Annotated in this window: 31 protein-coding genes; 17 read left to right on the plus strand and 14 right to left on the minus strand. The window is 37.2% G+C overall.

Features of this window, described 5'->3' with window-relative positions; all coding sequences use genetic code 11:
- Window positions 1–4 precede the first annotated feature (4 nt).
- Together ACWGOQ_RS14555 and ACWGOQ_RS14560 are read left to right on the plus strand one after the other, a co-directional pair.
- On the plus strand, window positions 5–217 hold the full coding sequence (locus ACWGOQ_RS14555; RefSeq protein ID WP_146250759.1) for a hypothetical protein: 213 nt from the start codon (window positions 5–7) through the stop codon (window positions 215–217).
- On the plus strand, window positions 207–1,157 hold the full coding sequence (locus tag ACWGOQ_RS14560) for an AAA family ATPase (RefSeq protein WP_015361301.1): 951 nt from the start codon (window positions 207–209) through the stop codon (window positions 1,155–1,157). The genes ACWGOQ_RS14555 and ACWGOQ_RS14560 overlap by 11 nt, the downstream gene beginning before the upstream one ends.
- Window positions 1,158–1,159: 2 nt before the next feature.
- Here the strand turns inward: ACWGOQ_RS14560 and ACWGOQ_RS14565 are convergent, their stop codons facing one another.
- Genes ACWGOQ_RS14565 through ACWGOQ_RS14580 form a run of 4 tightly spaced genes read right to left on the minus strand, consistent with a single transcriptional unit; the run spans window position 1,160 to window position 3,719 of the window.
- A complete protein-coding gene (locus ACWGOQ_RS14565; RefSeq protein ID WP_452058898.1) occupies window positions 1,160–1,366 on the minus strand; it encodes a GDCCVxC domain-containing (seleno)protein in 207 nt (68 codons plus the stop codon).
- An 11-nt stretch (window positions 1,367–1,377) separates the two neighbouring features.
- Window positions 1,378–2,724 carry a dihydrolipoyl dehydrogenase family protein gene (locus ACWGOQ_RS14570; protein WP_452059044.1) on the minus strand — a complete coding sequence of 449 codons (1,347 nt, stop codon included), beginning with the start codon at window positions 2,722–2,724 and terminating at the stop codon, window positions 1,378–1,380.
- A 1-nt stretch (window position 2,725) separates the two neighbouring features.
- Window positions 2,726–3,337, minus strand: a complete 612-nt coding sequence (gene merTP / locus ACWGOQ_RS14575) for a mercuric transport protein MerTP (RefSeq protein WP_452058897.1) — start codon at window positions 3,335–3,337, stop codon at window positions 2,726–2,728.
- A gap of 10 nt (window positions 3,338–3,347) precedes the next feature.
- Window positions 3,348–3,719 carry an ArsR/SmtB family transcription factor gene (locus ACWGOQ_RS14580; RefSeq protein ID WP_015361304.1) on the minus strand — a complete coding sequence of 124 codons (372 nt, stop codon included), beginning with the start codon at window positions 3,717–3,719 and terminating at the stop codon, window positions 3,348–3,350.
- A 136-nt stretch (window positions 3,720–3,855) separates the two neighbouring features.
- On the opposite strand from ACWGOQ_RS14580, the gene ACWGOQ_RS14585 reads away from it, so the two are divergent.
- The 6 genes from ACWGOQ_RS14585 to ACWGOQ_RS14610 all read left to right on the plus strand — a co-directional run bounded on the left by ACWGOQ_RS14585 (window position 3,856) and on the right by ACWGOQ_RS14610 (window position 7,035).
- Window positions 3,856–4,863, plus strand: a complete 1,008-nt coding sequence (locus ACWGOQ_RS14585; RefSeq protein ID WP_452058896.1) for a DUF7192 family protein — start codon at window positions 3,856–3,858, stop codon at window positions 4,861–4,863.
- A complete protein-coding gene (locus tag ACWGOQ_RS14590; protein ID WP_452058895.1) occupies window positions 4,863–5,186 on the plus strand; it encodes a hypothetical protein in 324 nt (107 codons plus the stop codon). Before ACWGOQ_RS14585 ends, ACWGOQ_RS14590 begins: the two co-directional genes overlap by 1 nt.
- Window positions 5,187–5,189: 3 nt before the next feature.
- A complete protein-coding gene (locus ACWGOQ_RS14595) occupies window positions 5,190–5,726 on the plus strand; it encodes a hypothetical protein (RefSeq protein WP_452058894.1) in 537 nt (178 codons plus the stop codon).
- Between the two features lie 9 nt (window positions 5,727–5,735).
- Window positions 5,736–6,296 carry a hypothetical protein gene (locus tag ACWGOQ_RS14600; protein ID WP_452058893.1) on the plus strand — a complete coding sequence of 187 codons (561 nt, stop codon included), beginning with the start codon at window positions 5,736–5,738 and terminating at the stop codon, window positions 6,294–6,296.
- A gap of 2 nt (window positions 6,297–6,298) precedes the next feature.
- Window positions 6,299–6,544, plus strand: coding sequence for a hypothetical protein (locus tag ACWGOQ_RS14605; protein WP_452058892.1), 246 nt, complete (start codon window positions 6,299–6,301; stop codon window positions 6,542–6,544).
- A 101-nt stretch (window positions 6,545–6,645) separates the two neighbouring features.
- A complete protein-coding gene (locus ACWGOQ_RS14610) occupies window positions 6,646–7,035 on the plus strand; it encodes a hypothetical protein (protein WP_452058891.1) in 390 nt (129 codons plus the stop codon).
- Here the strand turns inward: ACWGOQ_RS14610 and ACWGOQ_RS14615 are convergent.
- The 7 genes from ACWGOQ_RS14615 to ACWGOQ_RS14645 all read right to left on the minus strand — a co-directional run bounded on the left by ACWGOQ_RS14615 (window position 7,004) and on the right by ACWGOQ_RS14645 (window position 16,825).
- Complete coding sequence (locus ACWGOQ_RS14615; protein WP_452058890.1) at window positions 7,004–7,777, minus strand: hypothetical protein; 774 nt, start codon at window positions 7,775–7,777, stop codon at window positions 7,004–7,006. The two genes, ACWGOQ_RS14610 and ACWGOQ_RS14615, sit on opposite strands and share 32 nt — an antisense overlap.
- Window positions 7,778–7,783: 6 nt before the next feature.
- Window positions 7,784–7,915 carry a hypothetical protein gene (locus ACWGOQ_RS14620; RefSeq protein ID WP_452058889.1) on the minus strand — a complete coding sequence of 44 codons (132 nt, stop codon included), beginning with the start codon at window positions 7,913–7,915 and terminating at the stop codon, window positions 7,784–7,786.
- Window positions 7,916–7,993: 78 nt separating this feature from the next.
- Window positions 7,994–8,545, minus strand: a complete 552-nt coding sequence (locus ACWGOQ_RS14625; RefSeq protein WP_452058888.1) for a hypothetical protein — start codon at window positions 8,543–8,545, stop codon at window positions 7,994–7,996.
- A 3-nt stretch (window positions 8,546–8,548) separates the two neighbouring features.
- Window positions 8,549–11,668 (minus strand): TrlF family AAA-like ATPase, encoded by a 3,120-nt coding sequence (locus ACWGOQ_RS14630; protein ID WP_452058887.1) that lies wholly within the window; start codon window positions 11,666–11,668, stop codon window positions 8,549–8,551.
- A 6-nt stretch (window positions 11,669–11,674) separates the two neighbouring features.
- Complete coding sequence (locus ACWGOQ_RS14635; RefSeq protein WP_452058886.1) at window positions 11,675–12,001, minus strand: hypothetical protein; 327 nt, start codon at window positions 11,999–12,001, stop codon at window positions 11,675–11,677.
- Window positions 12,002–12,012: 11 nt separating this feature from the next.
- A complete protein-coding gene (locus tag ACWGOQ_RS14640) occupies window positions 12,013–15,291 on the minus strand; it encodes an Eco57I restriction-modification methylase domain-containing protein (RefSeq protein ID WP_452058885.1) in 3,279 nt (1,092 codons plus the stop codon).
- A 112-nt stretch (window positions 15,292–15,403) separates the two neighbouring features.
- A complete protein-coding gene (locus ACWGOQ_RS14645; RefSeq protein ID WP_452058884.1) occupies window positions 15,404–16,825 on the minus strand; it encodes a hypothetical protein in 1,422 nt (473 codons plus the stop codon).
- A 141-nt stretch (window positions 16,826–16,966) separates the two neighbouring features.
- Here ACWGOQ_RS14645 and ACWGOQ_RS14650 point away from each other — a divergent pair, with 141 nt between their 5' ends.
- Genes ACWGOQ_RS14650 through ACWGOQ_RS14660 form a run of 3 tightly spaced genes read left to right on the plus strand, consistent with a single transcriptional unit; the run spans window position 16,967 to window position 19,339 of the window.
- Window positions 16,967–17,419, plus strand: a complete 453-nt coding sequence (locus ACWGOQ_RS14650) for a hypothetical protein (protein WP_452058883.1) — start codon at window positions 16,967–16,969, stop codon at window positions 17,417–17,419.
- A gap of 4 nt (window positions 17,420–17,423) precedes the next feature.
- Complete coding sequence (locus tag ACWGOQ_RS14655; RefSeq protein WP_452058882.1) at window positions 17,424–18,410, plus strand: hypothetical protein; 987 nt, start codon at window positions 17,424–17,426, stop codon at window positions 18,408–18,410.
- Between the two features lie 2 nt (window positions 18,411–18,412).
- On the plus strand, window positions 18,413–19,339 hold the full coding sequence (locus ACWGOQ_RS14660; RefSeq protein WP_452058881.1) for a zonular occludens toxin domain-containing protein: 927 nt from the start codon (window positions 18,413–18,415) through the stop codon (window positions 19,337–19,339).
- 2 nt (window positions 19,340–19,341) lie between these two features.
- Here the strand turns inward: ACWGOQ_RS14660 and ACWGOQ_RS14665 are convergent, their stop codons facing one another.
- From ACWGOQ_RS14665 to ACWGOQ_RS14675, 3 genes are read right to left on the minus strand one after another with little or no spacing between them, the layout of a single operon-like run.
- On the minus strand, window positions 19,342–20,331 hold the full coding sequence (locus ACWGOQ_RS14665) for a hypothetical protein (protein ID WP_452058880.1): 990 nt from the start codon (window positions 20,329–20,331) through the stop codon (window positions 19,342–19,344).
- Between the two features lie 45 nt (window positions 20,332–20,376).
- Entirely contained in the window at window positions 20,377–21,357 is a 981-nt protein-coding gene (locus tag ACWGOQ_RS14670) for a nucleotidyl transferase AbiEii/AbiGii toxin family protein (protein ID WP_452058879.1), read from the minus strand.
- On the minus strand, window positions 21,357–22,082 hold the full coding sequence (locus tag ACWGOQ_RS14675; protein ID WP_452058878.1) for a DUF6088 family protein: 726 nt from the start codon (window positions 22,080–22,082) through the stop codon (window positions 21,357–21,359). The genes ACWGOQ_RS14670 and ACWGOQ_RS14675 overlap by 1 nt, the downstream gene beginning before the upstream one ends.
- A gap of 292 nt (window positions 22,083–22,374) precedes the next feature.
- Between ACWGOQ_RS14675 and ACWGOQ_RS14680 the strand changes: the two genes are divergently transcribed.
- The 6 genes from ACWGOQ_RS14680 (at window position 22,375) to ACWGOQ_RS14705 (ending at window position 25,620) form a co-directional block, all read left to right on the plus strand.
- Window positions 22,375–22,512, plus strand: coding sequence for a hypothetical protein (locus ACWGOQ_RS14680; protein WP_452058877.1), 138 nt, complete (start codon window positions 22,375–22,377; stop codon window positions 22,510–22,512).
- An 80-nt stretch (window positions 22,513–22,592) separates the two neighbouring features.
- The gene (locus ACWGOQ_RS14685; protein ID WP_015361324.1) at window positions 22,593–23,501 is read left to right on the plus strand and encodes a hypothetical protein; all 909 of its coding nucleotides are present in this window, start codon (window positions 22,593–22,595) and stop codon (window positions 23,499–23,501) included.
- Between the two features lie 102 nt (window positions 23,502–23,603).
- Window positions 23,604–24,242, plus strand: coding sequence for a hypothetical protein (locus tag ACWGOQ_RS14690; RefSeq protein ID WP_452058876.1), 639 nt, complete (start codon window positions 23,604–23,606; stop codon window positions 24,240–24,242).
- Window positions 24,232–24,855 carry a hypothetical protein gene (locus tag ACWGOQ_RS14695; RefSeq protein WP_452058875.1) on the plus strand — a complete coding sequence of 208 codons (624 nt, stop codon included), beginning with the start codon at window positions 24,232–24,234 and terminating at the stop codon, window positions 24,853–24,855. Before ACWGOQ_RS14690 ends, ACWGOQ_RS14695 begins: the two co-directional genes overlap by 11 nt.
- Window positions 24,852–25,424 (plus strand): hypothetical protein, encoded by a 573-nt coding sequence (locus ACWGOQ_RS14700; RefSeq protein WP_452058874.1) that lies wholly within the window; start codon window positions 24,852–24,854, stop codon window positions 25,422–25,424. The genes ACWGOQ_RS14695 and ACWGOQ_RS14700 overlap by 4 nt, the downstream gene beginning before the upstream one ends.
- Window positions 25,393–25,620: a hypothetical protein gene (locus ACWGOQ_RS14705; RefSeq protein WP_452058873.1), complete on the plus strand. Its 228-nt coding sequence runs from the start codon at window positions 25,393–25,395 to the stop codon at window positions 25,618–25,620. Before ACWGOQ_RS14700 ends, ACWGOQ_RS14705 begins: the two co-directional genes overlap by 32 nt.
- Window position 25,621: the final 1 nt, after the last annotated feature.

Consider the following 25,621-nt stretch of genomic DNA (forward strand, 5'->3'; position numbering starts at 1 on the left):
GAAAGTGAATCCCAACAAAATGTACGTCTTGTACAGTCCATTCTACAATACTCGTAAAGGTATTTTTAGTGGAAAACCAACAACGATGCAAGAGCTGAAAAATAAATTTAGAGGTGGTATGGATGCTCAAATGATCGTGGCCATTTATTCTACAAAGAAAGAAGCAAACGCTGCCGCAGATACACTTTTTAAAAAATCACGTAAGTATGACAAATAGAAAACTCGATATTCCAGAAGTACAACAGATTCCACAATTTATGAAAGTGATGGATGATCTGAGCGTTGGGAACAACCCTTATTTGGTTGGAAGTGCTGGAACTGGAAAAACAACCTTAGGCGAAAAGATTGCCTATGCCATCAACGGAAGATCTGAAAATGATGGACAGGAATTGCCTTTTACTATTGTGAATTGTAATCAATGGACATCGCCAATTGATATTAAAGGCGGTCAGACTATTACTGGCTACAAAGAAGGTGCATTGATTGAAGCCTGGCGTGATGGCAAAATCCTGATTTTGGACGAAATGCCAAAGTTGGATGCCAATACCGCAGGATTACTCAATGATGCTTTGGCTAAAAGCGCCAAAGAAGATGCCATTATCTTTAACGGTAAAAATGAGCCAGTCGTAAAGCACCGCAACTTTGGTTGCATTGCTACTGGTAATGTGATTGGTAAAGGAGCAAGTGGTAATTATGTAGGAAACAACAAACAGGATGCCTCTTTGCTCGACCGATTTAGTGGTTGTATTTACCGCATAGGATTTAATGAAACTTTAGAGCGCCAGCTAGTTTATCCACCAGTTGTGAATATTTGTCTGGAGATACGTAAATCCATCCTACGTTACGAAGGAAAAGAAGGTGGCGATGACGATACTGAAGATATAATGACCTTGCGTACGATGCTCAACCTAGAACGCGCTTACGAACTCGAAATGAAGCGTGAAACAGGAATGAAAGATGAGTTCGGTAAAACCTACCGTAAAATGCCAAATGGCAAAACCCTAAAAGATGCACTTCACAGCTACTTTCTAGCAATGAATAAAGAAAAAGCGGAACATATCAAGACTGAAGTAAATCTCGAAGGGTTCCTTAATTCTTATAAAGGTAGTGTGATGAAGGCTGAATTTATTAAGGAGTTCAAGAGGCGGATTGGGTAGATCTAGCAGCAACTAGTTCTCCCTTGAATTGGTGGGCAAGCAACTGTTCCATAAGAACAAAACACGCGACAATCTCCTTCATTTGGTTTCAAAACTGTTTTACAATTCTCACATTCATAGAAAAATTGACAAGCATTTGTTGGCATATCTTCTTCTTTTTTATGTCCGCAGTTAGGACAGGTAATTTCTGATTTTAATATAGTTTCCATTCAATTTTTTTTTAAAGCATATATGTTATATCTGAAGCCAATGTAGGATATGCGAAAATCATTTTTCTAATATCATTAATTTTCAACTTTGTTTTTATGGCCATTGCGAAGAGATTTATGGTTTCTTCTGTATGTGGTCCGATTAAATGCGCTCCCAAAATTGTTTGGGTTTCTACGTCAATTATAGTTTTGAACGCATATTCTTCTACATTCAAACGTTTGGCATTGAACCAATTGCCAACCTCTTTATAATTTACCTGAATATTGTAGTTCAGCGCTTTCGCTTTCGATTCAGAATAGCCAACAGACGCAATTGTAGGCAATGTAAAAACTACCGTTGGCATTGGTGGGTAACTTATTTCTTTAGAATTGCCCTTGATTATATTTGAAGCAACCGTATGACCCTCCAAAACCGCAACTGGGGTTAAAGGCAAACCTTCTGAATCTGCCGCATCGCCGGCTGCATAAGTATGAGGGTTTGAAGTACTTTGAAGGTATTTGTCTACCGTAATACCTTTGTTAGTAAATACAATGTTGGCTTCGTCTAAATTTAAATCGAATATTGAAGGTGGACGACCAGCAGAATTAAATACTGCTTCCGCTTCAAAATACTCTGTTTTCTCTTGAGATTTACCTTTTATCCTATACTGATTATCTACTTTCTCAATAACAGTAACATCTGTATTAAGAATGAGTTTTATCCCTAATTCTTTTGTGGCAGAAACAAGATGTTTTACAATATCTTGTTCAAAATTTTCCAAGGGATTTTGTCCACGATGAACAATAGTAACTTCTGCTCCACATCGAGCTGCGATATGGGCGAACTCAAAAGCGATATAGCCACCACCGATAAACAATAATGATTTTGGCAATTTTTCTAAATTCAAGAAATCGGTACTGGATTTGGCATAATGACCACCTTCAAACTCTAAAACTCTTGGTTTTGAACCTGATGCGATTACAATTTTGTTAGCCCTTACTTTGTCGTTTCCAAGTTCTAATGTGTTTTCTGACAAAAATTTTGCTGAACTATGGAATGTATCTATACCGCTCTTTTCATATCCCTTTTCTATTTTAGGCGGCATCTCATCTACAAAAGTTTGTTTAAAATCCATAATGTCCTTCCAATTGACTTTAGGTACGGTGTCAATGCCATTACCTTTGAGCCTTTTAGCAAAGTCTCGTACTTCCGTAGCCCCTATAATCACTTTTTTTGGGTCACAACCTCTTAATGCACAAGTACCACCGTATGGTAATTCATCGGTTATGCCGACCGAAAGACCTTTTGAGGCACATTTATTTGCGATAGTCATTCCTGACATTCCTGAACCAATTATGAATACATCATATTCTTTCATACTAATTGATTTCATTTTTGTTAGTTACTTTATAACCTGTTGCGTTAATTGCTTTCTCAATTTCCAACACATTAGTCTTGGTTTCGTCAAACTCAATGATTGCATTACCATTTTCATATGATGTTTTTGAGTTTACTATGCCGTCAAGTTTATTTACTTCGTGGTTGACGTGTGCTTCACAACTGGCACAGGTCATCCCACTTATTTTATACTCTGTAGTTTTTATGTTTGATTTGTCAACTACTATGATTTGTTTCTCAGTGTTTGGATAAAACATATTTGAGTAATAAGGAAAAGCAATTGATAATCCTGCAAATATGGTGATGCCAATAAGAAATCCTTTAGTTTGAAACCATTTAGGTTTTTCATCTATCTCACAACCACAATCATCTTCATTTATTGGTTTTAGATAACTATACCAAGCATAGCCTATTGCTATAATTGCTAAACCAATTAAATAGGGTCTAAAAGGTTCCATCCAAGATAATGCAGATGCACTTCCACCAACTCCAGCTATAAGCGCAATAACAGGTGGTATGCAACACGACGATGCTGCAATAGCTGCAAACATTCCTGTGTACGCCGCGCTTTTTGATTTTTTTGTTGAACTCATAACTATATAATTATGCTATTTTTCTTTTTAATTTTATTGACTTGAAGATATTCTCCAAAATATCCGTTTCATCTTCATTTAATGAATAATACAAAGTTTGTCCTTCGCGCCTTGCTGTTATAATACCAGCATCTTTAATCTTTCTAATATGTTGTGAAACCGCTGGAACACTCATTTTTAAAATATCAGCTAAGTCACAGGGACATAGTTCTTTCTCCATATTTAAGAGATATAGAATTTTTAATCGAACTTCATTACTTGAAATGGATAACAGCTTTGATATTTTTTGAAAACTCTCTTCCATTTTATCTAATGTATCCATACAGTTTTGTAACTGTTTTTGATTTGCTTCTGCTCTTGTACAGGTTATTTCAAGTTTCATATTATTTGCTTTAGAGGTGCAAATATATAATTAATTACGTATTTAAGCAAATGCTTAAATATATCCGAAATTGTCCCAAACTACAATCCCATCCCCAAACAACTCACACCACTAATTCTATTTTTAAAAGAATTACGTGAGTCGACCACAAAAACATATCGCCCAGAGTGACAATGGCAAATACAACTATCTCCTGTTTGATAGTGTGTTTGCCTTTAATGCGTTTGTAGATCACGAGATACAGCAACTGTCCAGTAGCAATGCTTCACGATGGAATAATGTGGTACAAAGCACATCCCAAAACTTAAATTCTGGTACCGATTGGTACGGTACACCTACGCCAAAAGATGTGAAAGAGCTCGAAGAACATCGCACCTTTTTAGGAATGAAACTGGCGCAGAAAATTCAACCGCAGGTTAAAGACAAACTGGCAACCTATTTAGACTATTTACAAGATTCTGTGTTGCCTAAACCTAAGATGGCTTACAATGATCGTGGTCTTGGCGTGTTCTCTTTTGAGCGTGCTGCGATGGCGATGTATAAGGACTTTCCTGTAAATACGCAAACGCCAGTTAGTACTGCCGTGAGCCAGATGAATATTGAACTGCGCAATCATCAGATTTCTACTTCGGTAAAAAGTGTGTACGCCTATTTTCAAGATAAGCAGATGAGCTATCCATCGATGCAACTGTATATAATGGCTGGCGCAAATGCTAACGTAAAGGGCGATCAACTGCTTTATGTCGGGCTTGCCTGTGCAGAGTTGGTTGACTTTCTGGAACTGCGTGGTATTTCGGTAGAAGTTAATGTGCTTTTGGGCACGTCTTTCAGCAATCAAGTGGCAATGGCTTGTGTGCGTGTCAAGCGTTTTCAGGACAGACTGGACAAGAATCAACTGTTACTTGTCAGTAGTGATCCGCGCTATTTTAGATATCGTGGTTTTAAAAGTTTGGTGGCGTTGAGCAACTATTTTGGCTTGACGATTCCGTCTGGTCTGGGATCGATTACGGCTCAAATGGGTACCGCTTTCGCGAAAGCGATCAATCCAAAAGGCTTTGTGTTTGAACAAAGTTACGCGATGGAAACGGCAGTCAGGGAAGTGACCCAAATCATAGAAAATTATAAAAACCAACTCACTGCCTGATGAAAAAGAAACTCAAACAAAGCGTAATCGACGCTATTATGGACAGAGCTGTTGAAATCAATAAAGCGTGTAAAGAACAATGCAGGGATTTTGAGATTATGCTTTCGCGAAAGCGAGAAAACTCACTCATCCTGCGCTGGACGTGCATAGATATATCTAACGAAGATAATCCGGTGCAGCAGTATCGCTATGAATGTTTCCAGACGGATGGTACATCGCAAATGTGCTCTGTTCATTATGCCGATCAGGACGAAGCAAACGAGTTTATCTGGTCGCTGGAACCGCTGTACCATCAACAATTTGCCATAGATCATAAATTATAGAAAATGTATAGAACCAAAGATATTTCAAAAGCCGAATTAAAGGCGCTCGCTATAAAAAATCAAGATGAAATCGTTGCGCTTACGGGCAGCGAGCTTGATCCTGTAAAAGCCTGGGAAGTTATCAAACAAGCGTCGGATAATTTTACAAATAGCGACCTAAAAGCGCAGGAAGCAGACGCGCTTTTATTTGAAATGCTTCATCCAGACGAGAAATCTTCAAATAGGGAAATCTATACAATGAGTGATGGTTTTCAATGGAAGCTACTTTCAAAAACTGAAGCCAAAAAAAGATTTAAAGCCGATAAAGAAGTGTACGGCATAGATCGTTCTTCTGAAACCGAAGCACTTATTGAGAGTAAGAAAGATTTAGAGCGATTTAAAGAATTTGGCGTGGAGCATACAAATAATGATGTAAAACGAAAGCCAAAAGCTAAAGCCGAGAAAAAACCGGCATCGTCTAAAGAAACCATACGCATACAGGAAAAAGAACGAGCCAGAGCCTTGTCGCTGCTGGAACTTGAATTATTAATCGCCGCCTAAAGAACAATTATGACCATAGAGAAATTACAAAAGCTCAAATTGAGCGCCGTACAACCAGATGCCTTGCAAACCGCAGTAAAAGAATTGCTGGCCGATTATAAGGAAACATCAGATAAAGAAGCCTTTGAAGAAATTGCCATAGAGAATATTGAAAAAGTATTCTCTATGGTGGAGCGACTTTCGCCAGACGCCATCGTAAAAGAAACAAAGCCAGCCGAAAAGAAAGCGCCGTCTAAAACAGTCAAAAAGGAACTGGATAAAATGACTACTGATATTAAGCTGTGTCGAGCGAAAATCCGCAAGTTTAATGAAGAGAAGCGCAAAAACGAGCCTAAGAAGCCCAAACCGATGCGCCACAGCAAAATTAAAGGGCACTTTATCTCCATAGCCAATCTAATTCCAGCTAAATTAAAAGATGATGTAGGTGTACAAAAAGAAGCCGAAAAAGTCTTATTACGTGCCCATCGTGGTATTATGAACGCCTATAAAATGAACTTTGTGACGACCGAAAAGGGCGTAGATGCCATTAAAGAAAAGTTTGACAAAATGGAGGAAAAAACTAAAAAGTAATTATGAATAAAAAAGTATTGATCATTACAGGCGCAGGCCTCGCCATAGGTATTGCCGAGGCGATCATTTACTATAATTTAGGTAAGAACGCCGAAAGCGATAAATTCAAACTGCAAATCCCTAAAGGCGCTGAATTACTAAAAACCACTGGTATCATTATCGCCACGTCGCTTGCGACAGCAGCACTTTCAAACATAATAGAAAGTTCACTTACCGAAAAACCAAAACTCATCCCAATACCTGCATAATTATGAAAAAGATAGAACACCAATTATTCCTACAACGTAATCAACTTGCCAAAAAGCTCTTGCTACAGCCCATTCAAGAGAAGATGGAAATCTTTGACCGTATGCACAAGCTACTGGATAGTGTTTCGGTTTGTGAGAAAGATGCACTTTTGGATGAGTTGGAAGCACTCGATCTGGAAATTTTAGAAGACATCGATGAAGAGTATGCAGATCAACTAGAGCACAACGAGATTACTGAAGAGCTAAAAGAAAAACAAGTTGCGTTTGAGAAAGTAATGGATGATACACCAGCTCCAACCAAAAAAATGAAGCCCACAGATGAAGACATCATCAACGAACTTGTAAAAATGGGTCGTACTGAAAACATAGGCAGATCTACGTTTAAAGATCTGGGCGTTAAGGTCGCCTTAGGTTGGGAAACCATCATTGGCAAGTATCGCGTGACCAGGACGAGTGTGTTCAGGTATCGGTATGAGATAGAAAGGATATAGGCTTGCGCGGATCTTCAGGTATCGAGATGGACTGCTTGGTTTGTTTTAAAAACTGATGAATCATTAATATTCCAAACATCCATATAAGACCAGTTTGAAGCTCTTCATAACCTATAAGGTCTTCAATCTGGCTTTCTTCTGTTAGATCTATATGCTCTATGAGTTTTTTAATTTTCTTTGGACTAATCAAATTAGGCTGATATCCTTCTTTTCCAATAGCCATTTTGAATTCTTCGGCAGTTCTTTCATAATTTTTATTATGAAGCACTTCGGCAAGCATTTCTTTCTTTGCCGCTTGCATTCGGCCCCATTTGCCTTCGCCTTGCCAGTATTCTAGAATCATATAAGTTTCTAATAGTGTAAAGCTTCTGCGTCCTTCCAAATTATTTTCAATGAAGTATTCAGAGAAACGATCATTGAAGGTAGTGCGCGAGTGAAGTCCTGTAATTTGATAGAGCAACTTTTTCGGAATGCGCTCAGGAAATAAAGGTTGAAAACCAGCTATAATCTGCTCGTTTTTTACTTCTGTGGAAGGTGTCTCCCACAAATCAATAATCGAACTGAAATGTGATAGATATATCATAAATCGCCTAAACGATTTAAAATTGTAGCTAATTAAACAAGCTGCAATAAACCACCAAGGAACGCTGCCATTAAATCTTTCGTGAAATCTATCTAATTTAAAATCTTCTTCTGTCATTCTTACAAAAATGGTCGCAGTCCTGAAGGAACTGCGACCCATAAAGTTTTACTTTTTCCCTTTTGAACCAGAGTTTCCAGTTCTTGAAGGACTCGATTTAGGTGTTGCGTTACTTCTACCTTTTCCAGAAGGGTTTCCTGTTGTACTTGGTGCATTTTTTAATCCGCTTGACTTTGCCATAATTTTGGGTTTAAATATTATAATGGTTCAAATATATAGGGATTGTTTTATGTGGATTGTAAACTTTGGACGATAGGGTCACTTTTTCAAGCTGTGAGCGATTTCTGCTTTTACTTTCGCTTTCGCGAAATCTACTTTAGTAAAATTTGATCTGAATGCGGAATAAAATTCAGTATTCTTAAGTAGATTTCTAAAGCCACTTTTTGACTCTAAACTATGAACCGCAGCGTAACCTGTACTCACTAATATTGGCTTATTGGCATAGTCATTCATCATTTCGACTTTCTTAAGCTGTTCTTTAACAAGCTTTCCAAGATTATTGAGTTCTTCAACCTTAGTTTTATTCAGCTTTATAATTGTAGAAACCTTAACTGAAGATTTTACTTGAATGAGCATAATATGCCAATAGCTTTGTCGCCGTTTTACTGCAAAGATATCTGCTGGCGATTTGCTTCCTGGTGTTATGTAGGCCTCGTAGTTTAACCCATTAAGTTTTCTTACTATGTATTGTTCAGCTTTATCTCCTGCAACTCTGTTAGGCAGAGGACCAGATAATCCTGCATTCATTCCTTTTGGCAAATCGCCATTTAGGTAAACTATATAGTTTGTAAATGATTCAAAGTTTTTCATAGATTATTTAATTTGTCTCGTATAACTATCACTTAGATACTTGAGCTTCCGTTTATCAAAAGCAGGTTTTGTACCTTCAAGTATATCGACAATTCCCTTATTAATGATATTCTTTTCAATCCCGCCAGATTTGAAGCTAAAGACGTTATTTCCTTTTTTATCTAGTTCGACGTGAATTACCTGTTCTGCATCTGCAACTACAGCTAAATTTGGGTTGTGAGTGACAATAATAAGTTGTCTTTTCTTCTTAGCTTGTCTTATAAATGGAACTAGGACTTCAAATACACTTTGATTGTCCAAATTATCTTCGGGCTGATCTATAATCAAAGGTTTTTCATCATTATCTAACAAGAGATAGAAAACTATGAGCGCGGCTCCACGCTCTCCAGGCGAAAGTTGTTCTATGCTTTTACCTGAAAATTTCAGCTCATATTTTTCATCTAGATATTTAAGACTGTACAGAAAATCATAGAGTTCGTTGAGATTTTTTGATTCTTTAATTTGATTGAAAGGATTCTGCTTGTCATCGCCAGAGAATTCAAGCTTATGAGATATTTCATCAAGAAATTTTAAAACTCCTTCAAGTTCGTTAGGATTGGTATGATCTAACAATTCTTTTACTAAAAGTTCCGACTCTACTTGCCCTTTAAAGGATCCTGTCCGTCCTTTATCTATAAACTCTAAGAAATTATCGGAAAAATTTGAAACCTGCATTGATGCCTCTAAAGAAATGTCATATTCTTTGATTTCTTGCATCTCGGTAGATAGCTTGTGATCAATATTAGATTTGAATTGGGCGTAAATATCAACTATGGATTTTTTAGAATCATAAATTTTGGTGGTTATATCATTACGCTCAGTCTTTTTTATTTCTATTTGATCGCTCAATTGCTCATTAATGAATTTTACTTGGTTTTTGAAATAATTCAATGAGCCAGGTGAAGGATTTAAAACATCTCCTTTCTTTTCAGCCAATGATTTTTCCCAATTTGTAACTGATGACTTATAAAACTCAATTGCCTTTTCTTTTGCATCTAGTGTTTTAGAAAGTTCTTCTATTTGAGATGTAGATATTTTGATTTTCTCAATTATAAGATCAGATTTATTTATTGATAAATCCTTATGCTTATCTTCATCAAAAGGTAGTTTGCCTGTTTGAAGTTCTAACGTGATCTTTTGTTGCTCCTTCTTATCAATAATTTTGGTTAATGGTTCGAGGTTAATCTTAGGTTCTGGATAGACTTCATCAATCGAAATATTAAACGCCTTTAATTCCTCTGACTCTTCAGATCTAAAATTTTGAATCCTAATTTTTTCAGTCTCAAATCTATCCTTAATTTGATAAAGCTTAGTCAAATCGCTATTAAGATCCGTTAGCTCTTCTGTCAGTTTCTCTTGTTGGATATTTAAAAGGTCTAGGTCGTTATTTGCCTTTTCAAGTAATTTGAAATTCTCTCCTTTAGTATCTGAATCATCATCCTTTTTATCAGGATCATCAGGGAAAGGGTTTTTGGGCTTATTTTTAATAAGACTATCAATCTCTAATTGTATGGTATCAATTTTACTTTGTATCCCTTTTTTATGTTCTTCAGTATTTTTGAGTTGTAAGCCTACTATTTCTTCATTAAGAATTCTCAACTCTTGGCGTAAGGACGCAATTTTTTCTTCAGCAGTTTGCTTCTTTACATCTATAAATTCATCAAAAGTGGAAGCGTTATTGCGTTCGGTTATGTCTAGGTGCGTAAATACAACTTGATTAATTTCTTTTTTAAAGTTTTCATTGTTCTCTATTTCATTACACAAATCCTCAAAATAAGATTGTGGTAAATATTTCACTTTTTCCTCTAAGTCCTTATCTATAGAACTATTAAGATTTTGAGATACAGTTAGACCACTTGCCCAAGTTAGTTCTGCCTCAAAATTCTTAGCTAGTCCGCCTTTCAGAAATTTCTTTTTACTTAAGAATGAGAAATAATCATAATTATGAGAATTACCTAACAAGCCTATAATGTCCGTAATAGCACTTTTTCCTTTACCTTTATTTCCAATGATTGCAGTTAATTCGCTACTTGGATAGACCTCTTGATTTTTAAACCAAACTCCATTTGCTTCATTGTAATCAGCAATTTGGTTAATGGCAAGTTTCTGGATGTACTTGGTTTGGTTGTTTCTTACTCTTGTATGTAATTCTGGCTCTGGACCAATAAATATTCTACTCTCTGGTTCATATAAGAGATACATAAGTCCTTCAAATGTAGGATTGATTTTTACCCAAGTATTGCAGTTTCCTATTCTATCTTTGGTATCAGTTTCAGAGCTAAAAGAATGAGCGTCGCTACAATCTAATAATAAATCATTGACAGCTTGTAATTTCAGGCTTGCCTTAGATTTATCGAATGCAGTTTTGTCTGCGGAAGCAGTAAAAACGAAATCTGCCGCGTTAATTACGCTTTTCTTTTCGGCTGGAGAGCCATCCCATCTCATCGCTTCCCATTCAGTCTTCCCAACAGCTTTCAGAAATTTTCCTTTTAAATGTATGTTATCAAGTTTGTCTATGAGTTGGCTGTACGGAATATTTAAAGATTGAAAGCCTATTTTTAGAGCAGATCCCTTTAAAGCTCCATTTGAAGATGCTTTTAGTCCTTCCCCTAATGATATGAGGTTATCTCGAGTAATTACACCGTTCCAATCGCTACTATTGGATTCATAATCTGGAAATAACTTATATGCAGCGCTTAGAGAATTTAAAAACTGTTGTTGTATTGTTTCTGGATCAAGCTTATCAGAAAAGATTATATGATAGTTAACTCTCTTGAAAGGGTTATCCTTATTGATACTTCCAAACTTATCGATACGTAATTCAATGACAGGAAGGATCAAATCAATATTAGATAACCGACCATTTTTTTTGTACTCAATTACCTTTTTGTAACCGTCTATGAAGATGTAATCATTTATACCTATGATTTTAAATTCTTCTGGTAAAGATTCTAAATCCGTAATATACTTTTCCCAAACGTCTTCTTGTTGCCCATCGCCATAATGATGTTCAATAGAAAATGGTGTATGAACGTGCAAATCACACTTAATCCATTTTGAACCTTTATTATAATTTTCTTCCATAACCATCTATTTAAAACGCTCAGTCATTACTAATCCTCTCGCTGCACACTTATATATCTCTTCATAAGATTTTGCTTGTGCAATTAAACTACGTAATATATTTAGGCGTTCCTGTTCATCGTAAGGCGGATCTTGATTTAAGAATATCTCACAAGCTTTTTCCATCCGGTCTTTTAGCCCGTCTAAAAACTTACTGTAATTCTCATTTTTATTTTCTAACCTAACGAGGTTTTGAAACTCTGCCTTGCTTGGTCTTCTAATTCTTCTATCTAAACGATGAGCTCTAGTCATAAAGCTCTCATATTTCATTGATTTTATCTCTGTCGTGCTCATATTTTCTATTTTTAACTTCCCTCCACAATCCTTATCTCATCCTCACTCAACCCATAAAGCTTATACACCATAGCATCTATTTGTTGCTCGATGGTGTTTATGTGTAGTTGTAGGTCTTGTGCTTTTTTCTTGTTTTGCTCAAAGAGATCCAGCCATTCAAACTCATCTGTTTTAGTGAGTGTGGCAATAGGTGCTAGTCCATCTTTATCGCGTTGCTTATTAGTTGCTTTAATGGCTTTATTTAACTCTTTGATAAAGTCGCCAAAATCTAGGTCTTGCCAGTTTTCTAGTTTGCGAGATGTTTTTTCAAGCAAGAACTTATGTTGATAATATCTATTAAATTTTTCGAGTGTCTGATGTAAATTTTTCTCTAATTCCTCATATTCAATTGAGATTGATTTAAATTCATCATTATCAAAAAGGTTATTAGAAATAGGAACAAGATTCATATAAATACTTCTCAGCTCTAATCGTCCACCTTTATTGGGATCTCCAAGAACAGAACAGGTATTCTTTAAGTAAAACCAAATTAGTTTTGAATTCAAAAGCGTACATAACGAGATTGATCCGCCAGGAATCATAAAGGCTTTATCATTGAAATAGTAATTTTCTCTATCAACTACAAACCGCGACTCTTTAGCTATAACAGGAAAAATAATCTTTTCACTTTCAAAATCTGCGTGGTAACTAACAGTATCTTGAATTTCAAACCATTTATAATCGCCTTTTTTTCTACCGCCTTTTATACCAGGTGTCAATCGATCCTTATTAGGTAATAGATATTCTCGAATTGAAGGATAGTTATCGATGTCAATTCCTCTTCTTGTAAATATTAAAAACTGTTCATAGTTCTCAATATGGTTTTTTCTTACATCGGTGCCTTTTAAAAATGGTTTTATTATCTCTTTAGATTTATAGTCCTCTGCAATAAGAGTATTTGCTGTTACTTTATCGATGATAAATGCTTCGTTATAACCAGTTTTGACACCATAATTTAATTGGAATCTTTCTCCTAGAAGTACACTTTTCGACAGCATCTTATTCATTATTTGATAATATTCAGCACTTATAAGATTCCAGTCATCCGATTTTATCTGATCATTTGAGATTTTGATAGAAGTTGTTTCAACAATTGCCGTAAAATCTTTCTTATCCAAATTATCTATTTGGCAGAATTCAAAATCTTCTTGACGGCTAACTGCATTTCTGATTAGAAATATCAATGGAAATGTAGATGCATCACTAAAAACAGGCAGTTCACCAAAATCAATTAATCCTTCAATCTCGAATTGAGATAAGTAATTCCTTAGATTTTTGCCATAGCGCGCTTTTATGAATTTATTTGGTGTAATAAAACCGAGCATCCCACTCTGTTTTAAAATATTTAAACCTTGGTTATAGAAATAAATATATAAATCTGCTGCACCTGTACCAACTTCATAATTTGAATTAATCCACTTTTTTATTTTAGTGTCTAGTAATTCCTGCCTCACATAAGGCGGATTCCCAATCACAACATCAAAACCTCCATTTTCAAACACTTTCGCGAAAGCGGTTTCCCAATGAAATGCTTTATCTCCAGCAACGCTCTTGCTATCTATCAAGCTGTTACCGCACTTAATATTACTGCTCAGGTCGTTTAATTTTCTACGTGGTTGTGCGGTGCGTAGCCATAGCGAGAGTTTTGCAATCTCCACAGACTCCTCATTAAGATCTACACCGTAAATGTTGTTCTCCAGTATGGTGTTTTCTATATCTGGAAATTGTAGACCACCGCCCAAAATTTTAGTCTTGAGCTCGTCTATGTATTGGTGCTCCTTAATCAGAAAATCCAGCGCTTGATTTAGGAAAGCGCCAGAGCCACAGGCAGGATCACAAATGGTGATCTGTAAGAGCCAGTCGCGATAGTCATCCAGAATGGTTACGAGTTTCTGTATGGTTTTATCGTTACGCTTATTTCTTCCCGTACCACGACCTTTAAAATATTCTTCTTCCTGGAAACCGAGTGCTGTCTTTTTCTCATCACACAGTTTGCCAACGGTGTTTTCTACTATGTATTTGGTAATATATTTAGGCGTGTAAAAAACACCATCTTTCTTGCGCTTGCTCTTTTGCTTGTCAAAGTCGCCACCTTCTATTTCGGCATTAATACTCTCAATCTCGTTGAGTGAGTTTTCAAAAATATGCCCAAGGATATTGACATCTACCTGACTTTCAAAATCGTAAGTCGCGAGTTTCTTAGTGTGTTTATACAGCAGTTCATCATCTATTAAAACACGATCTAGAATAGAATCTGGTTTAAATAGACCGCCATTATAGGCAAAAATCTCTTTATTCTCTGCATCGCCCTTGCGACCTTTATCTAGATAGTTAAAATGCTTTTTAAACCGATCGTACAATGGCTCATCTACATCCAGCTTGCGTATGGTGTCCCATTCTGCTAGACGTTTTAAGGTGTAGTTAGGTTGTAATAGACCTCGATCTTCGGCGAAGAAGATGAACAGAAAACGATCTATCAGTTTCTGCGATTTTTTAAAGAGCGTAAGCTTTACATTTTTCTCTAGTCGTTCTAGGTCATTCTGGTGGTTTTCATCATCAGGAATACCGGTGTCATTTTGTAGCGCCACTTTTAGAACCTTACCGTTTTTCTTGACCAGGTCGCGGTACAGTTCGCGTTTAAATAAAGAGTAATCTTTATAAAAATCTTTGGTAATCTGCTCTTCTACAATGAGCGAATCCTGCTTTATTTTGAGTGGTATTGCTTTGAGTAAGTTGTCTTTATGTAGACATAAATAAAGTAGTGAAAAATCTGCCTCAGTAAGCTGGAATAGGTCAAATGCAAGATGCTCCGTTGCATCATCTATATAGAGTCGTAACTTTTCAAAATTAGACGTAATCACAAAACGACATCCCTTGTGGTTTACTTTATAATCAAAAGCCTGCTTACGTATGCTCTCTAGATCTTTAGTGTTTGTTCCCTTAAGTTCTACAACGGCAACGGTAGCGCCATCATTTAAGATGGCACCATCTGCCTTGCGGTTGTTCTTTTCGTTTTTGTACTCTGTAGTAAGATTGTATTTGGGACTGGGATTAATGGTGTAATCCAGTACGTTTACAAACAACTCGGTAAGAAAAGTCGCCTGAAATTGCTCTTCGTTGCTCGTGCGTATATTCTCCTGTATTTCAGGATTTAAAAAGTACTTGGCATACTTGCGATAGGCTTTGGATACTGCGTTTGCGTCTTGTTGAGTAAGATATTTTTTAAGTACAGATGTCTGGAATAATGCCATTTATTGCTTTACAAAGTTGTTCAGCTCCTAAAATTAACAAACTTTACAGGCTATTTACATTTATTTACGATTTTGTTTTCAGTACGCTTTCGCGAAAGCGGAATCATAAGGTTTATATCTTCAACAGCTTAAGTTCTTCCTTAAGATAAGAAAGCTGAAACTGCCTAAGATCAAAGTCGTCCAATTGCATATCGAACTGTGCTTTTCTTGTCAGATGGTTTGAATTAGCACTTCTTGCTTTTTTGAGAAGATCTGGCAATGTGGTTTGACCTGTTGTAATTACATTGACAACCAAATCCCAGGTATGAATATCCATAATGAATACATTTTCTGGAGGCAACTGGCTGTTGTCACTACTATTTACATATTTGTCTTTTGTAAACTGATAGAGTTCTCTGTAATCTGACCAGAAAATATTCTTATACGTTATTACAATTCCCCAATTCTCTTGATTAGGATTTAAAAATTTAGATACAGGTAGCATTTGCTCATAATAGGCTTTCAAAAGTGAATCTTTATAAGACGAGTACACATAATCGTCTGTTGGGTTGATTGATGCTAAGGGCTTAGGTTCGATAGCTTTGCATTCCAATAAAATATTATCATTAATCAAAAAATCAATGACTTTGTGTTTCGCGGGAAGTGATCGCTTCACTTGGCTCTCAGTTTTGTAACTAATATTTATTTCGTCTAACCCTAACTGAATATATTTTTCAAACCTTGCTCCAAATTCTGTTGTGAACTTTGGCTCATTGATTTTCATATAATCATAAATGTAGTAGTTTGCGGTATTGTTGAAAACAGATGGATGTACGATACGTATAGAATTTTCAAACCACTGAAATGGGAATAAAGTGAGAAATGAGTGTTCCATCATCTCATATTTAGTAGCATTGGTTCCTTTCCATTTTTTGGCTTCTTTAGCTGCGGTTAATGGTGTTATCATTAAAAGATTAATAAATCGTTCAGTTTGTAATTTTCCAAATATTTCAGACATACTATCAAGTATAGGTTGACTTACGTAGCCCGTAATTTTTGTGTTAGGAAATTCTGATTGTTTCATTTGAGCATATAACCACATACACTGAAGTAATCCTAAAAATTTTGCAATAGAAAGACCAGTTTTCTTTTTAAATGAGGCTGAAATATCATACCTCGATTTTAAACTTTCAAATAACTTTAATTGTGTGCTGAAACGCTCTTTATGTACGGCGGTTTGAAGATAAAACTGCTGATAATGTAGTATCGCAAAGGCTCGATGAATTCCTTGAGATTTCATATAGTTTGAAATATGATCGGGATCAAATTCCATTATAGCGTCAAAAAGTGTTCGAAAAGCTTTGTCAGTCAATGGTTTTACTGGTTTGGTTCTCGTACCGTACAAATACGTCCATTTCATTATCGTGAGTGGAACCCATAAAGCTTTGGGTTTTTCAATTTCGATATCAAAATAATCGTAGCAGGCTTTTAATAAAGCAACCATCTCGTATGTGTTTATTTCTCGTTTAAGTTCTTCTATGGTTTCTAACTTCATTATTTTTTGAAACTTCAATTGGTTATGTTTTCAAACAGCAACATTATAGTAAAATCTCCATAATTTACTAGGGTACAATTAACAATCTTTTAAAAACTCTCTTTTAGTAGTTTGGCACGTGAGAATCAATTCACATCCCAGATGAAAAAAGAACAGCCTGATTATAGCGATTTACAGCAGAGTGTAGATACGCTCATAGGCAAGTTTGGTCTTGTAAAAACCATTGAAGTCATTAATAATCTTTCGGGCAACACGCAGTTGCAGTCCAGCGATACACAGAAAGTGAAATTACTTTTAGTGTACATCGTCTCACAAAGTATCCAGATTTTCAATCTTCAAGAAACAGATTTTTATGCCAGTAGTATTCAGGAATACCGCGATGCTAGAATGGCGTGTTATTTCCTACTGAAAAAATATACAGATACGAGCTACGCCAAGATTGGCGAGAACTTTAAACAGTCCAAGCGTGCCGTGATGTATAATTACCATAAATGCGATGAGATTCTTTCCATACCTAGTTTTTACAAACCTTTTGTAGCCAAGTTTAAAATACTGGAAAACAACGTGGTCAACTTTATCGCAAAACTCAATTAAGAATATGAAAAAGGAAATAGCTCAAGAAGTAAAAGACGTCCTTACCACAGCACCAGAAGAGATTACGTTTGAAAATATTCAGGGCGAAGAAAGCAGTCCGCTTAATCAGCCAGTAATTGAAAAAGATATAGGTGGCGAGCGTCCAGTCGATAATGACCCAGATAAACAGAAAAGTTGGAACGTTTGGAAACCAGACAGGCCACATCAAATGCCGGAAGAACCAGTCGCGGCGAATACCGAGCAACCAGAATTTCGTAAAAAGGTAGAAGAAAACGTCGAGCAAGAGAAGCGCGATCAGCCACTAGACGCACCAGAACAAGAAATAAATAGTGGCGGTTACGAGAATGACGATGAACCGCAACCAACCGATGAGGATTTTGAATTACCGCTAAGCCAAGCCAATCAAGCTGCCGATGCGCTGCTCGGAATGTCTAACAATGTGCTGGAAGTAGGTGGCGGTTATTTTGTAAAAATCAGCAAGCACAAGGAATTCTATGAGTTTGATGAGATTATTACCGTCATCGATCAGCAGAACGACAAGAATGTTGCTCGTGTAAAGCTGGATAAGGAAGATAAGGCATTATTGCGCCCGTTGCTCGCACAAATTCTTCGTAAGAAAGCTAAAAAGCTCACACCAGAGCAACAGCTTATGGGTGCAGTACTTTCTATTTTAATGAAAAAGGCTCAAGTAGTTATGGAAGTACGTGCCGAAAATAACATTCTGGAAGAGCGTATTCTGGATATTATCCGAGAAGAAAAAGCTTCAGCTACTCAAGAGGTAAACGACGAAGTTGAAGAAGATTTTGAGAATGAAGATTTTCAGGAAGAAATAGATTTTGATAATGAAGAGATTGAAACTGATGGAGCTTTCGCGAAAGCGAAAATAAAAGAACCACAGACAACGGAAGCAGTAGATTTTGAAGAAGTAGATGAAGATATTCCTGAAGCAACAATTTTAGAAGTTGCTCAAGACAAAGCTAAAACTGAGTAGCTATGTCAAGAATTTCTAATCGAGGCAGAAAACCCATCAATTATCTAAAAGAAGATCTGGAGCGCCAGCCGATGATCTTGCTCGTTTGTGGTGAGACTGGTGTCGGGAAAACCTATCGTAACAAACAAGAGATTAAGCGCTATATGATGGATCATCTTGCAGTAGGTAAAAAAGGTCGTAAAGTGTTGGCTTTTGATACCAACGATGATGATTATCCACAATTCCGAACTGTGAGTCCCAATCATTTAAAGGCGCTTACAAAAGTCTCTTCACGTAGAATCAGACCATTTAATCCAGACGGCTCACCTATGGATAACGATGAGAAAAAGGAAGTGATTACTAAAATAATGAAGCACTTCAAAAATGGCCTTGTTGTACTGGACGACATTGACCATTATATGACTGGTGCTAAAGGACAGTCTATGATTGGCGCACTCTGTACCGTGCGTCACAAGGGAATTGATATTGTACTCACGCACCAATCTGTTGCAAAAATTACAACATCAGAATGGCAAAACTGTACTTGGTTACGGTTACATCATCAAGTAGATGATGTGACAAGATATCGAGAACGCATCCCAAGGTATCAAATGGTGCGCATCGGTCAGCTTATTGTAGATGAGCAATACGAGTTGTGTTCAAATGCCTTTGCGATGGGAAAGATCACGGAGCTGGAATACAAGATTCAGAAAAGTTTTTTTGTTTATATCAATATGCGTGAGCAGCGCATACGAGGTTGCAGCCGTGCTGCTTTTATCAGAGCTTGTAAAAAGTTCATTGATCAGGAAGAGTCTCGTAAAGTAAAAATGCTGCTCAATGAGCAAGATTTTGATGGTAACAATATCTACAAAACAAAGAACGATGCCATTGTAAAGTTGATTTCAGATAAGTTGCGGTATCACGAAGATGGGATGGCTGGGCCTATTTAGTTTTAATCTATTTTTTCAAAGTATTTTTTATAGACGAATCCAGACTTTGGTTCATTAGTTTCCTTATCAATATAGTAGATTAATAAGTACTTATGTCGAGTTTCGATCACACTTACCAGCTGACCTTTTTTAACTATACCCTTTATCGCAGCTCTTTTCTTATTATTAACTCTAAGATTTACGTTAGTAGTAGCGAGCCTTTGTTTAGTGATTTGACTTAGAATGCTATCTAGCTTTGTGTTAGTTTGATCTTGGTGAGATTTAAATTTATTATCTATTATTTCAGACAGCTCCTTATTTGTCATTTTATGGGAATCACTATGCAATGAAAAAATCATTACTGTAAATGAAATAATTTGCATTAATTGAAAAATAAATACTTTAGCTTTTTCTGATTTGGACTTTGAACTTATCAGCTGTAATTCATCAAACAACTGTATCTGAAATTTTTCAAAACTTTCCTGAGTCACATACTTATCTGTGGAAGATTGTAGAGATTCTGCTTGAGTCACTATTGCGTCTGTAGCTTCTTCAACAAGAACATATTCTTCTTCAGCTACATCGAGGTCATCAAATGAAATGTTCTTCAAAAAATCTGTAGAAATTCCTCTCAGCGCAACTTCCATAGCGTTTAAGGGCTTCACGTAATTTTCAGCATACATTGATGATAAGGATGACAAGCGCTTATTGAGCAAGGCGTGATTGGTTATGATGCCATCCATTTGGTTCTTCAGAGGATTATCTTTATACCAATCTAGTAAAGGTGCTATTCCAGATGCTATTTGAGCTACAGAATTCAGAGATTCATATCCAGGATGTTGGTGCATTGATTTAAGAATATCTAATGCTCCACCAAATGCCGCGATATTCGTAGGATACTGAATGCGTTTAGTTATATCATTTACCCAATCTAATTTTGCAATACTACCCATCGCTGCTTCTATAGCTTTTTGGCTTGCATTTATATTTTTGAATTGATCTAATGGGTTCATATAGATATTAAGTTAATAGGTAAAGAATATTGAGTTTGTTTTTACTTATGACATCTCCCATTTAATTTCTCCCACACGATTCTTAATGGCGTTAAGAGATTTGAGAACTTCTTTTTCATCAGGTAATTTGCCTGTAAGTAATTCTTTAAACGAGCTATTATATGTAGATTTTATTTTATTCCAAACACCATCAAGGTCATTAAATATTAGAGCCTCAATAGGATGCTGTGATAACCATTCTTTATCATTTGGGATTGCCTTATCATCATCTCTTCCTACTTGGTTAAGCATTTTTGAGAAGTCTTCGCTAGATAAGAAGTCTTGTATCAGTTCTAACTTTAATAGTTGATGTAAATCATAAGTGTGTCTTACTTTATCGGCTAAATCTTTTACTGGATTTTCGGTGTACGAAAACCGTATTAGACTTATGACTTTCTCGCAAAAAGTGCGTTCTATATCTAGCACAACGACTGTAAACGGTTCAAGCTCATATTTGGTTATAAGATCTACATTTCCTGTACTGGCAATTAAACCGGTAATCATTGAGTGAATCTCAATGGTGCTGCTAGGATGTGGGCTTCCATAACTTGACACTTCTACAACAATCTCGTCGCGCACGTGCCCAAATGCTCCATCCATTCCGCTTTTATCATAGCTATACACCAGTTTTCTAATCTTTCCTTTCTTATTCTCAACCAAGTGACCAGGAACATTTACCAGAGGTTCTTTCACTGCTTCCGTAACTAATTTAAGTTTCTTTTTTATGGCATTACTTCCGTCACCTTCTTCGGTAATTATAACGAGGTCTATGTCTTCAGAGAAGCGCTCAATAATCTTATGACATTTTGATAAAGAGGTTCCACCTTTAAATACTGCAATATCCTTAGAAGTAGGATCGTTAAATATCTGCTTGAGCGCAAATGTTACCCAATAATCCTTTTCTATAAAAATTTCGGCAATGCCATAGTGGTCTGCAGCCGCTCGTATGGCATTTCTAAAAGGCTCTTTATATTCGTGTAATTTCATTAAGCGATGTTCCAGTTGTTAATGGTAGGTAATAAATCTTTGCTTATTCCAAAGGTGTAAGTGCTTAGTGCATTTATGTTATCACGTAACGCACGGCTTTGCTTTTCTAATCCCATAAACTCATATATAGCACCTATTAAAGCTGCAACTTTAGGTGGGTACGCTTTCGCGAAAGCGGTAAAACGCTCCAGATCTTTTCCTGAAAACTGAGCAATTTTATTTTTTAAGAAAGTAAGTATTTGAGACCTATTAGCATCTGGAATGGATTTAAAATCCTTGGCAACATCTAGCACTTGTAGCAAAGGGATGTTTTTCTTTGATACTTTTACATAGCTTTTGGCAGGCCGCACAATCGTATTTCCCACTTTACCGCGTACTTGTTTTGAATCACTTGCGACACGTATGACGCTCGGTACTTGCGTGGTTAATCTTAATTGATTGTATAGGCTCACACCGGTAACATAAGCGACTTGTTTGTTTCCTTCAAAAAGATATATTTTTAAGAGCTCAGTATCTCTTGGTCTCAATTCGCCAAAATCTGTTTGCTTAGGTCTATAATAAACACCTTTTCTAAATCTTTTAATAGTACCAGCAGTTACTAATCTACTTAGAGACTTAGATGCAGCAGTAAACTCACCTTCAGGTATAGCAAGATCATCGTATGTAAATGCGTCTCCTGCATCTATACGAGCTATCTTATCTTTTATATATGCTGTTATATTCATAGTTAAAACATTACAAAGATACTCTAATTCTTTATAATGTCAAGTTTTTACATTCATTTACTTGACATATATAGCAATAACTATTCCTATACTTGTTTCTCTAGTATCAATTGTATCATATTCTCTAGTATCTGTGCTATTGTCCCAAAGTCCCTTTCTGCACAGCGGTAAACCTTCCACTTCCCTACATCTTTGTATTCACAAGGTTTAGAGACCTGCCAACTATAACAAACAGTTTTATAAAAACAACCCACAAATGGCACAGAAAAATGACATCGCCTGGCAACCTATAATGTATTGCGTAGGTGCAGGAATCGCCGGCATCGCAATCGGAACGCTTGTCGTAGCACCGATGGTTCAAAAGATGAAGGCAAAAAAGCTAGCAGAAAAAAACAAGAAGACTGCGGCAGCCCCTACAAAAAAGGCATAGCATTTAGAGATGCGCCAGCAAGGGCTATTTATTCTTGACAACACAAAATTCCATTGTTGCAATGGACAAATCCCACAATAATGAAAGATTATAACGACGAGTTAATGCGCTACGAAGAAGACGCAGAAAACCAATATGACGATTACGACGACGGAGAAGACTTTGACGACTACGATGATGAGGACGACTTCGACACAGGCTTTGAAGGCCTAGAAGATGGCTATGATGATGAGTATGAAGACGAGTACGATGATTATGACGACTATGCAGATGAAGGTGAGTTTGAAGATGATTATGACGACTACACCGCAGCATCTGTAGGTAAGATTGACCCTAACGATCGTACGCTTACGGTTGTGATCACAAACAAATCAGGTGCTGCGGCCGAGGCCAATGTATTTGGTGGAAACCGTGAAGCAGCTCAGCCTAATGGCGTGACCGTAGAGATAGAAGAATCCAGTCACAAGGAAGTACGAGAAGAGAGTAAGGCAAATCCTTTCAAGATTGCAGGGATGAAATACTCCGTGAGCAATCCATTACAGTTTGATAATGTATTGCGTGTAGAACGCCGGACAGCTTCAGGTTCAAAAACGACCAGAGTGTATCAACCGCGTAATGCTACGTCACCTCAAAACTTTACCCAAACGCTCATTGACGATGACAATTTCGAGATGGACGTAACGGGACAGGATTCCCTTCAGATTATGGTAGAAGATGGTGTAACAGCCGTATTCACATTTACCATTAAGGCAAGAGCAAACTTGGGCAACTTGCTTAAAGGTCAGAACGTTGCAGAACTTTCTCGTGCGCCACGTACAACAGGACTTCCACAATTAGACCTCATACGTAGTCGTAGAAAACCCAGATTAGGGCGTCCCAGACGTAGAGTGAGACGTTCTCGCAGGAGACCTGTAAGCCGTCGTCGATATGTCAGAAAACCGGTGGCGAGACGGTCCAAGTCACGCCTAGTAAGACGAAAAAGACGCTAGTTGGAGCTCCGACTTGAGTCTTGACTCTTTCCCTAATTGAGACAGCCAGAGTCACGGTTTCCCCCAAACCTAGCTCTGGCTGTTCTTTTTTAACGACACCCTATGAAATGTAACAATAACCCAAAAAATCTCGCACAGAACAGGATAGATTATATCGTGTTCCACAATACAGATGCAGCAAATAATCTGCTGTTAAACTATGGTTTTGAGAAGATAGAACGTCAGCAACACTTGTCGCAGGCAGTTAAAGAACTGGTTAAAAATAAAGGCAGAAAGGTCATAAAAGATCTTTTGGCCATCCACCCAGACAAGGCTGCCATTCTCCAAGTAAATACTGTAGCAGATGCTAAATGTCCTGCTTGTAGTAATAACGCTTTCGCGAAAGCGGAAAACTATTGTAAATCCTGCGGTCATTCCAATTATGCAGGCTCTGGAGATGAAGATAGCTTTCTGAGCCAGTTCTCATCCTACGATGACAAGGGACTAGAGAATTATTATAAAGGCATCGTAAAACGTTCAAACGATTCACCAGATGATAAAAATCTTGCTCAAGAAGTACAGATGGTCTGGAACGAGTTGCGCAAACGCAAGGAAAGCAAACCAGAACCCAAAACCGCAACACAAGAAGACCAAAATGGCATTCATATATCAAAAGATGAAATGTTGCTTTTCGGAGTAGTATTCATAGCTGGCATTTTGGTTGGTGCGAGCATAAAACTTGACTTAAAAAATGGCAAATAAAACCAAACAACTTAAATACAATCAGGCGATAGATGATATCTCGTACCTGATCCTTCATTATCCATTGGAGTTGCAACAGCTTTTGCGCGTGTACGGCATTACTTTCCGTGATAGACCTTCGCACAAAGCACTTATCAATGAGACTGTAGAATTGATGAAGGATGAAAATTCCGCTTTCGCGAAAGCGCTTGCCGAACTCATTTCACGTCTTGCAGGAAGAGAAGATGAATTCTGGGGAGCCGTTGCTAAAGGTGCAGTAGGAATACTGGGCGGGCTTTTTAAAAAGAAGAAACGCAGAAGTTCTGGTAGTAGCAATAGCGGTGCAGCTGCGGCTGCTGCACAAGCCGCTGCTGCAAAACGAGATATGGAGCGTCGTATGCAACAAATGCGCGAAGAACAGCGACGTCGCGATGAAGAACGACGACGAGAAGAAGCACGTCGCCGTGAAGAGCAAAAACGCAAGGAAGCCGAAGCCAAAAAGAAAACAAATATGATACTAATGATAGGTGGCAGCGTGGTTGTTCTCGGGATTGGCGCAGCGATATTAATGAAGTCTAAACAGCCACCGATGCTTTATGGCGGTCAGCGTGCACAAATGCCACAACAGCTATGACAAACACATTTGGATTAACAGATTACGACGTGTATGATGATGAAGGGTACGATAGCTTTAGGCGTGGTCGCAGGAAAATTAGAAGACAACGCAGGAAGTCCAGAAGGCTTGCGAGACGCTCTAAGAGAAAAATTAAAAGCGCACCAAAACGTCGATATGCCGTAAGACCAGCAGCAATCAAAACTAGACCGGTAAGGATTAAAGGAAAGAAAGTCGTACGCAAAAAGCTACCGTCCAAGGTTCCAGTAAGTATTCTGATCCCAAAGGGCACGCCCATAAAATCTAAAGTTCCGAACAGACCCATTTTTAAGCCTACGCTAGTCAAAAAAGGAAAACCCATTCCGAACAGTACTAAAGTGTCGAAAGCACAAATTGCAAGCTTGAAAGTTCCTGCTGCCATAGAAAAAGAAGCTGCTGAAAAGGCAATGAGATCAGATAGCAAAACAGGAAAAATAGTAAAAGTAATCGCCATCGTTGGTGTTACTGGAGCAGTTGGCTTTGGCATCTATAAATACATTCAAATCAAAAAGAAAAGCTATGGACATACTGGCGCAAATAAAGGAAAGTGAGATTTCTGAAAATGGAAATTTTGAAGAAGGATTTTTATATGGATCTGTCAAGAACATAGGAGAGAAAACTGCAAAAGTGAATGGCGTTTCTCTTAATCCAGGCGAAGCAAAAAACTACCCATTTGTGGGCAAAGGCTACAAGAAAATTAATTACGAACCCAACGGAAGCATTTTGCGTATTCTGGAAGTACAATAAT

The sequence above is a fragment of the Aquimarina ulvae genome (assembly GCF_053613295.3).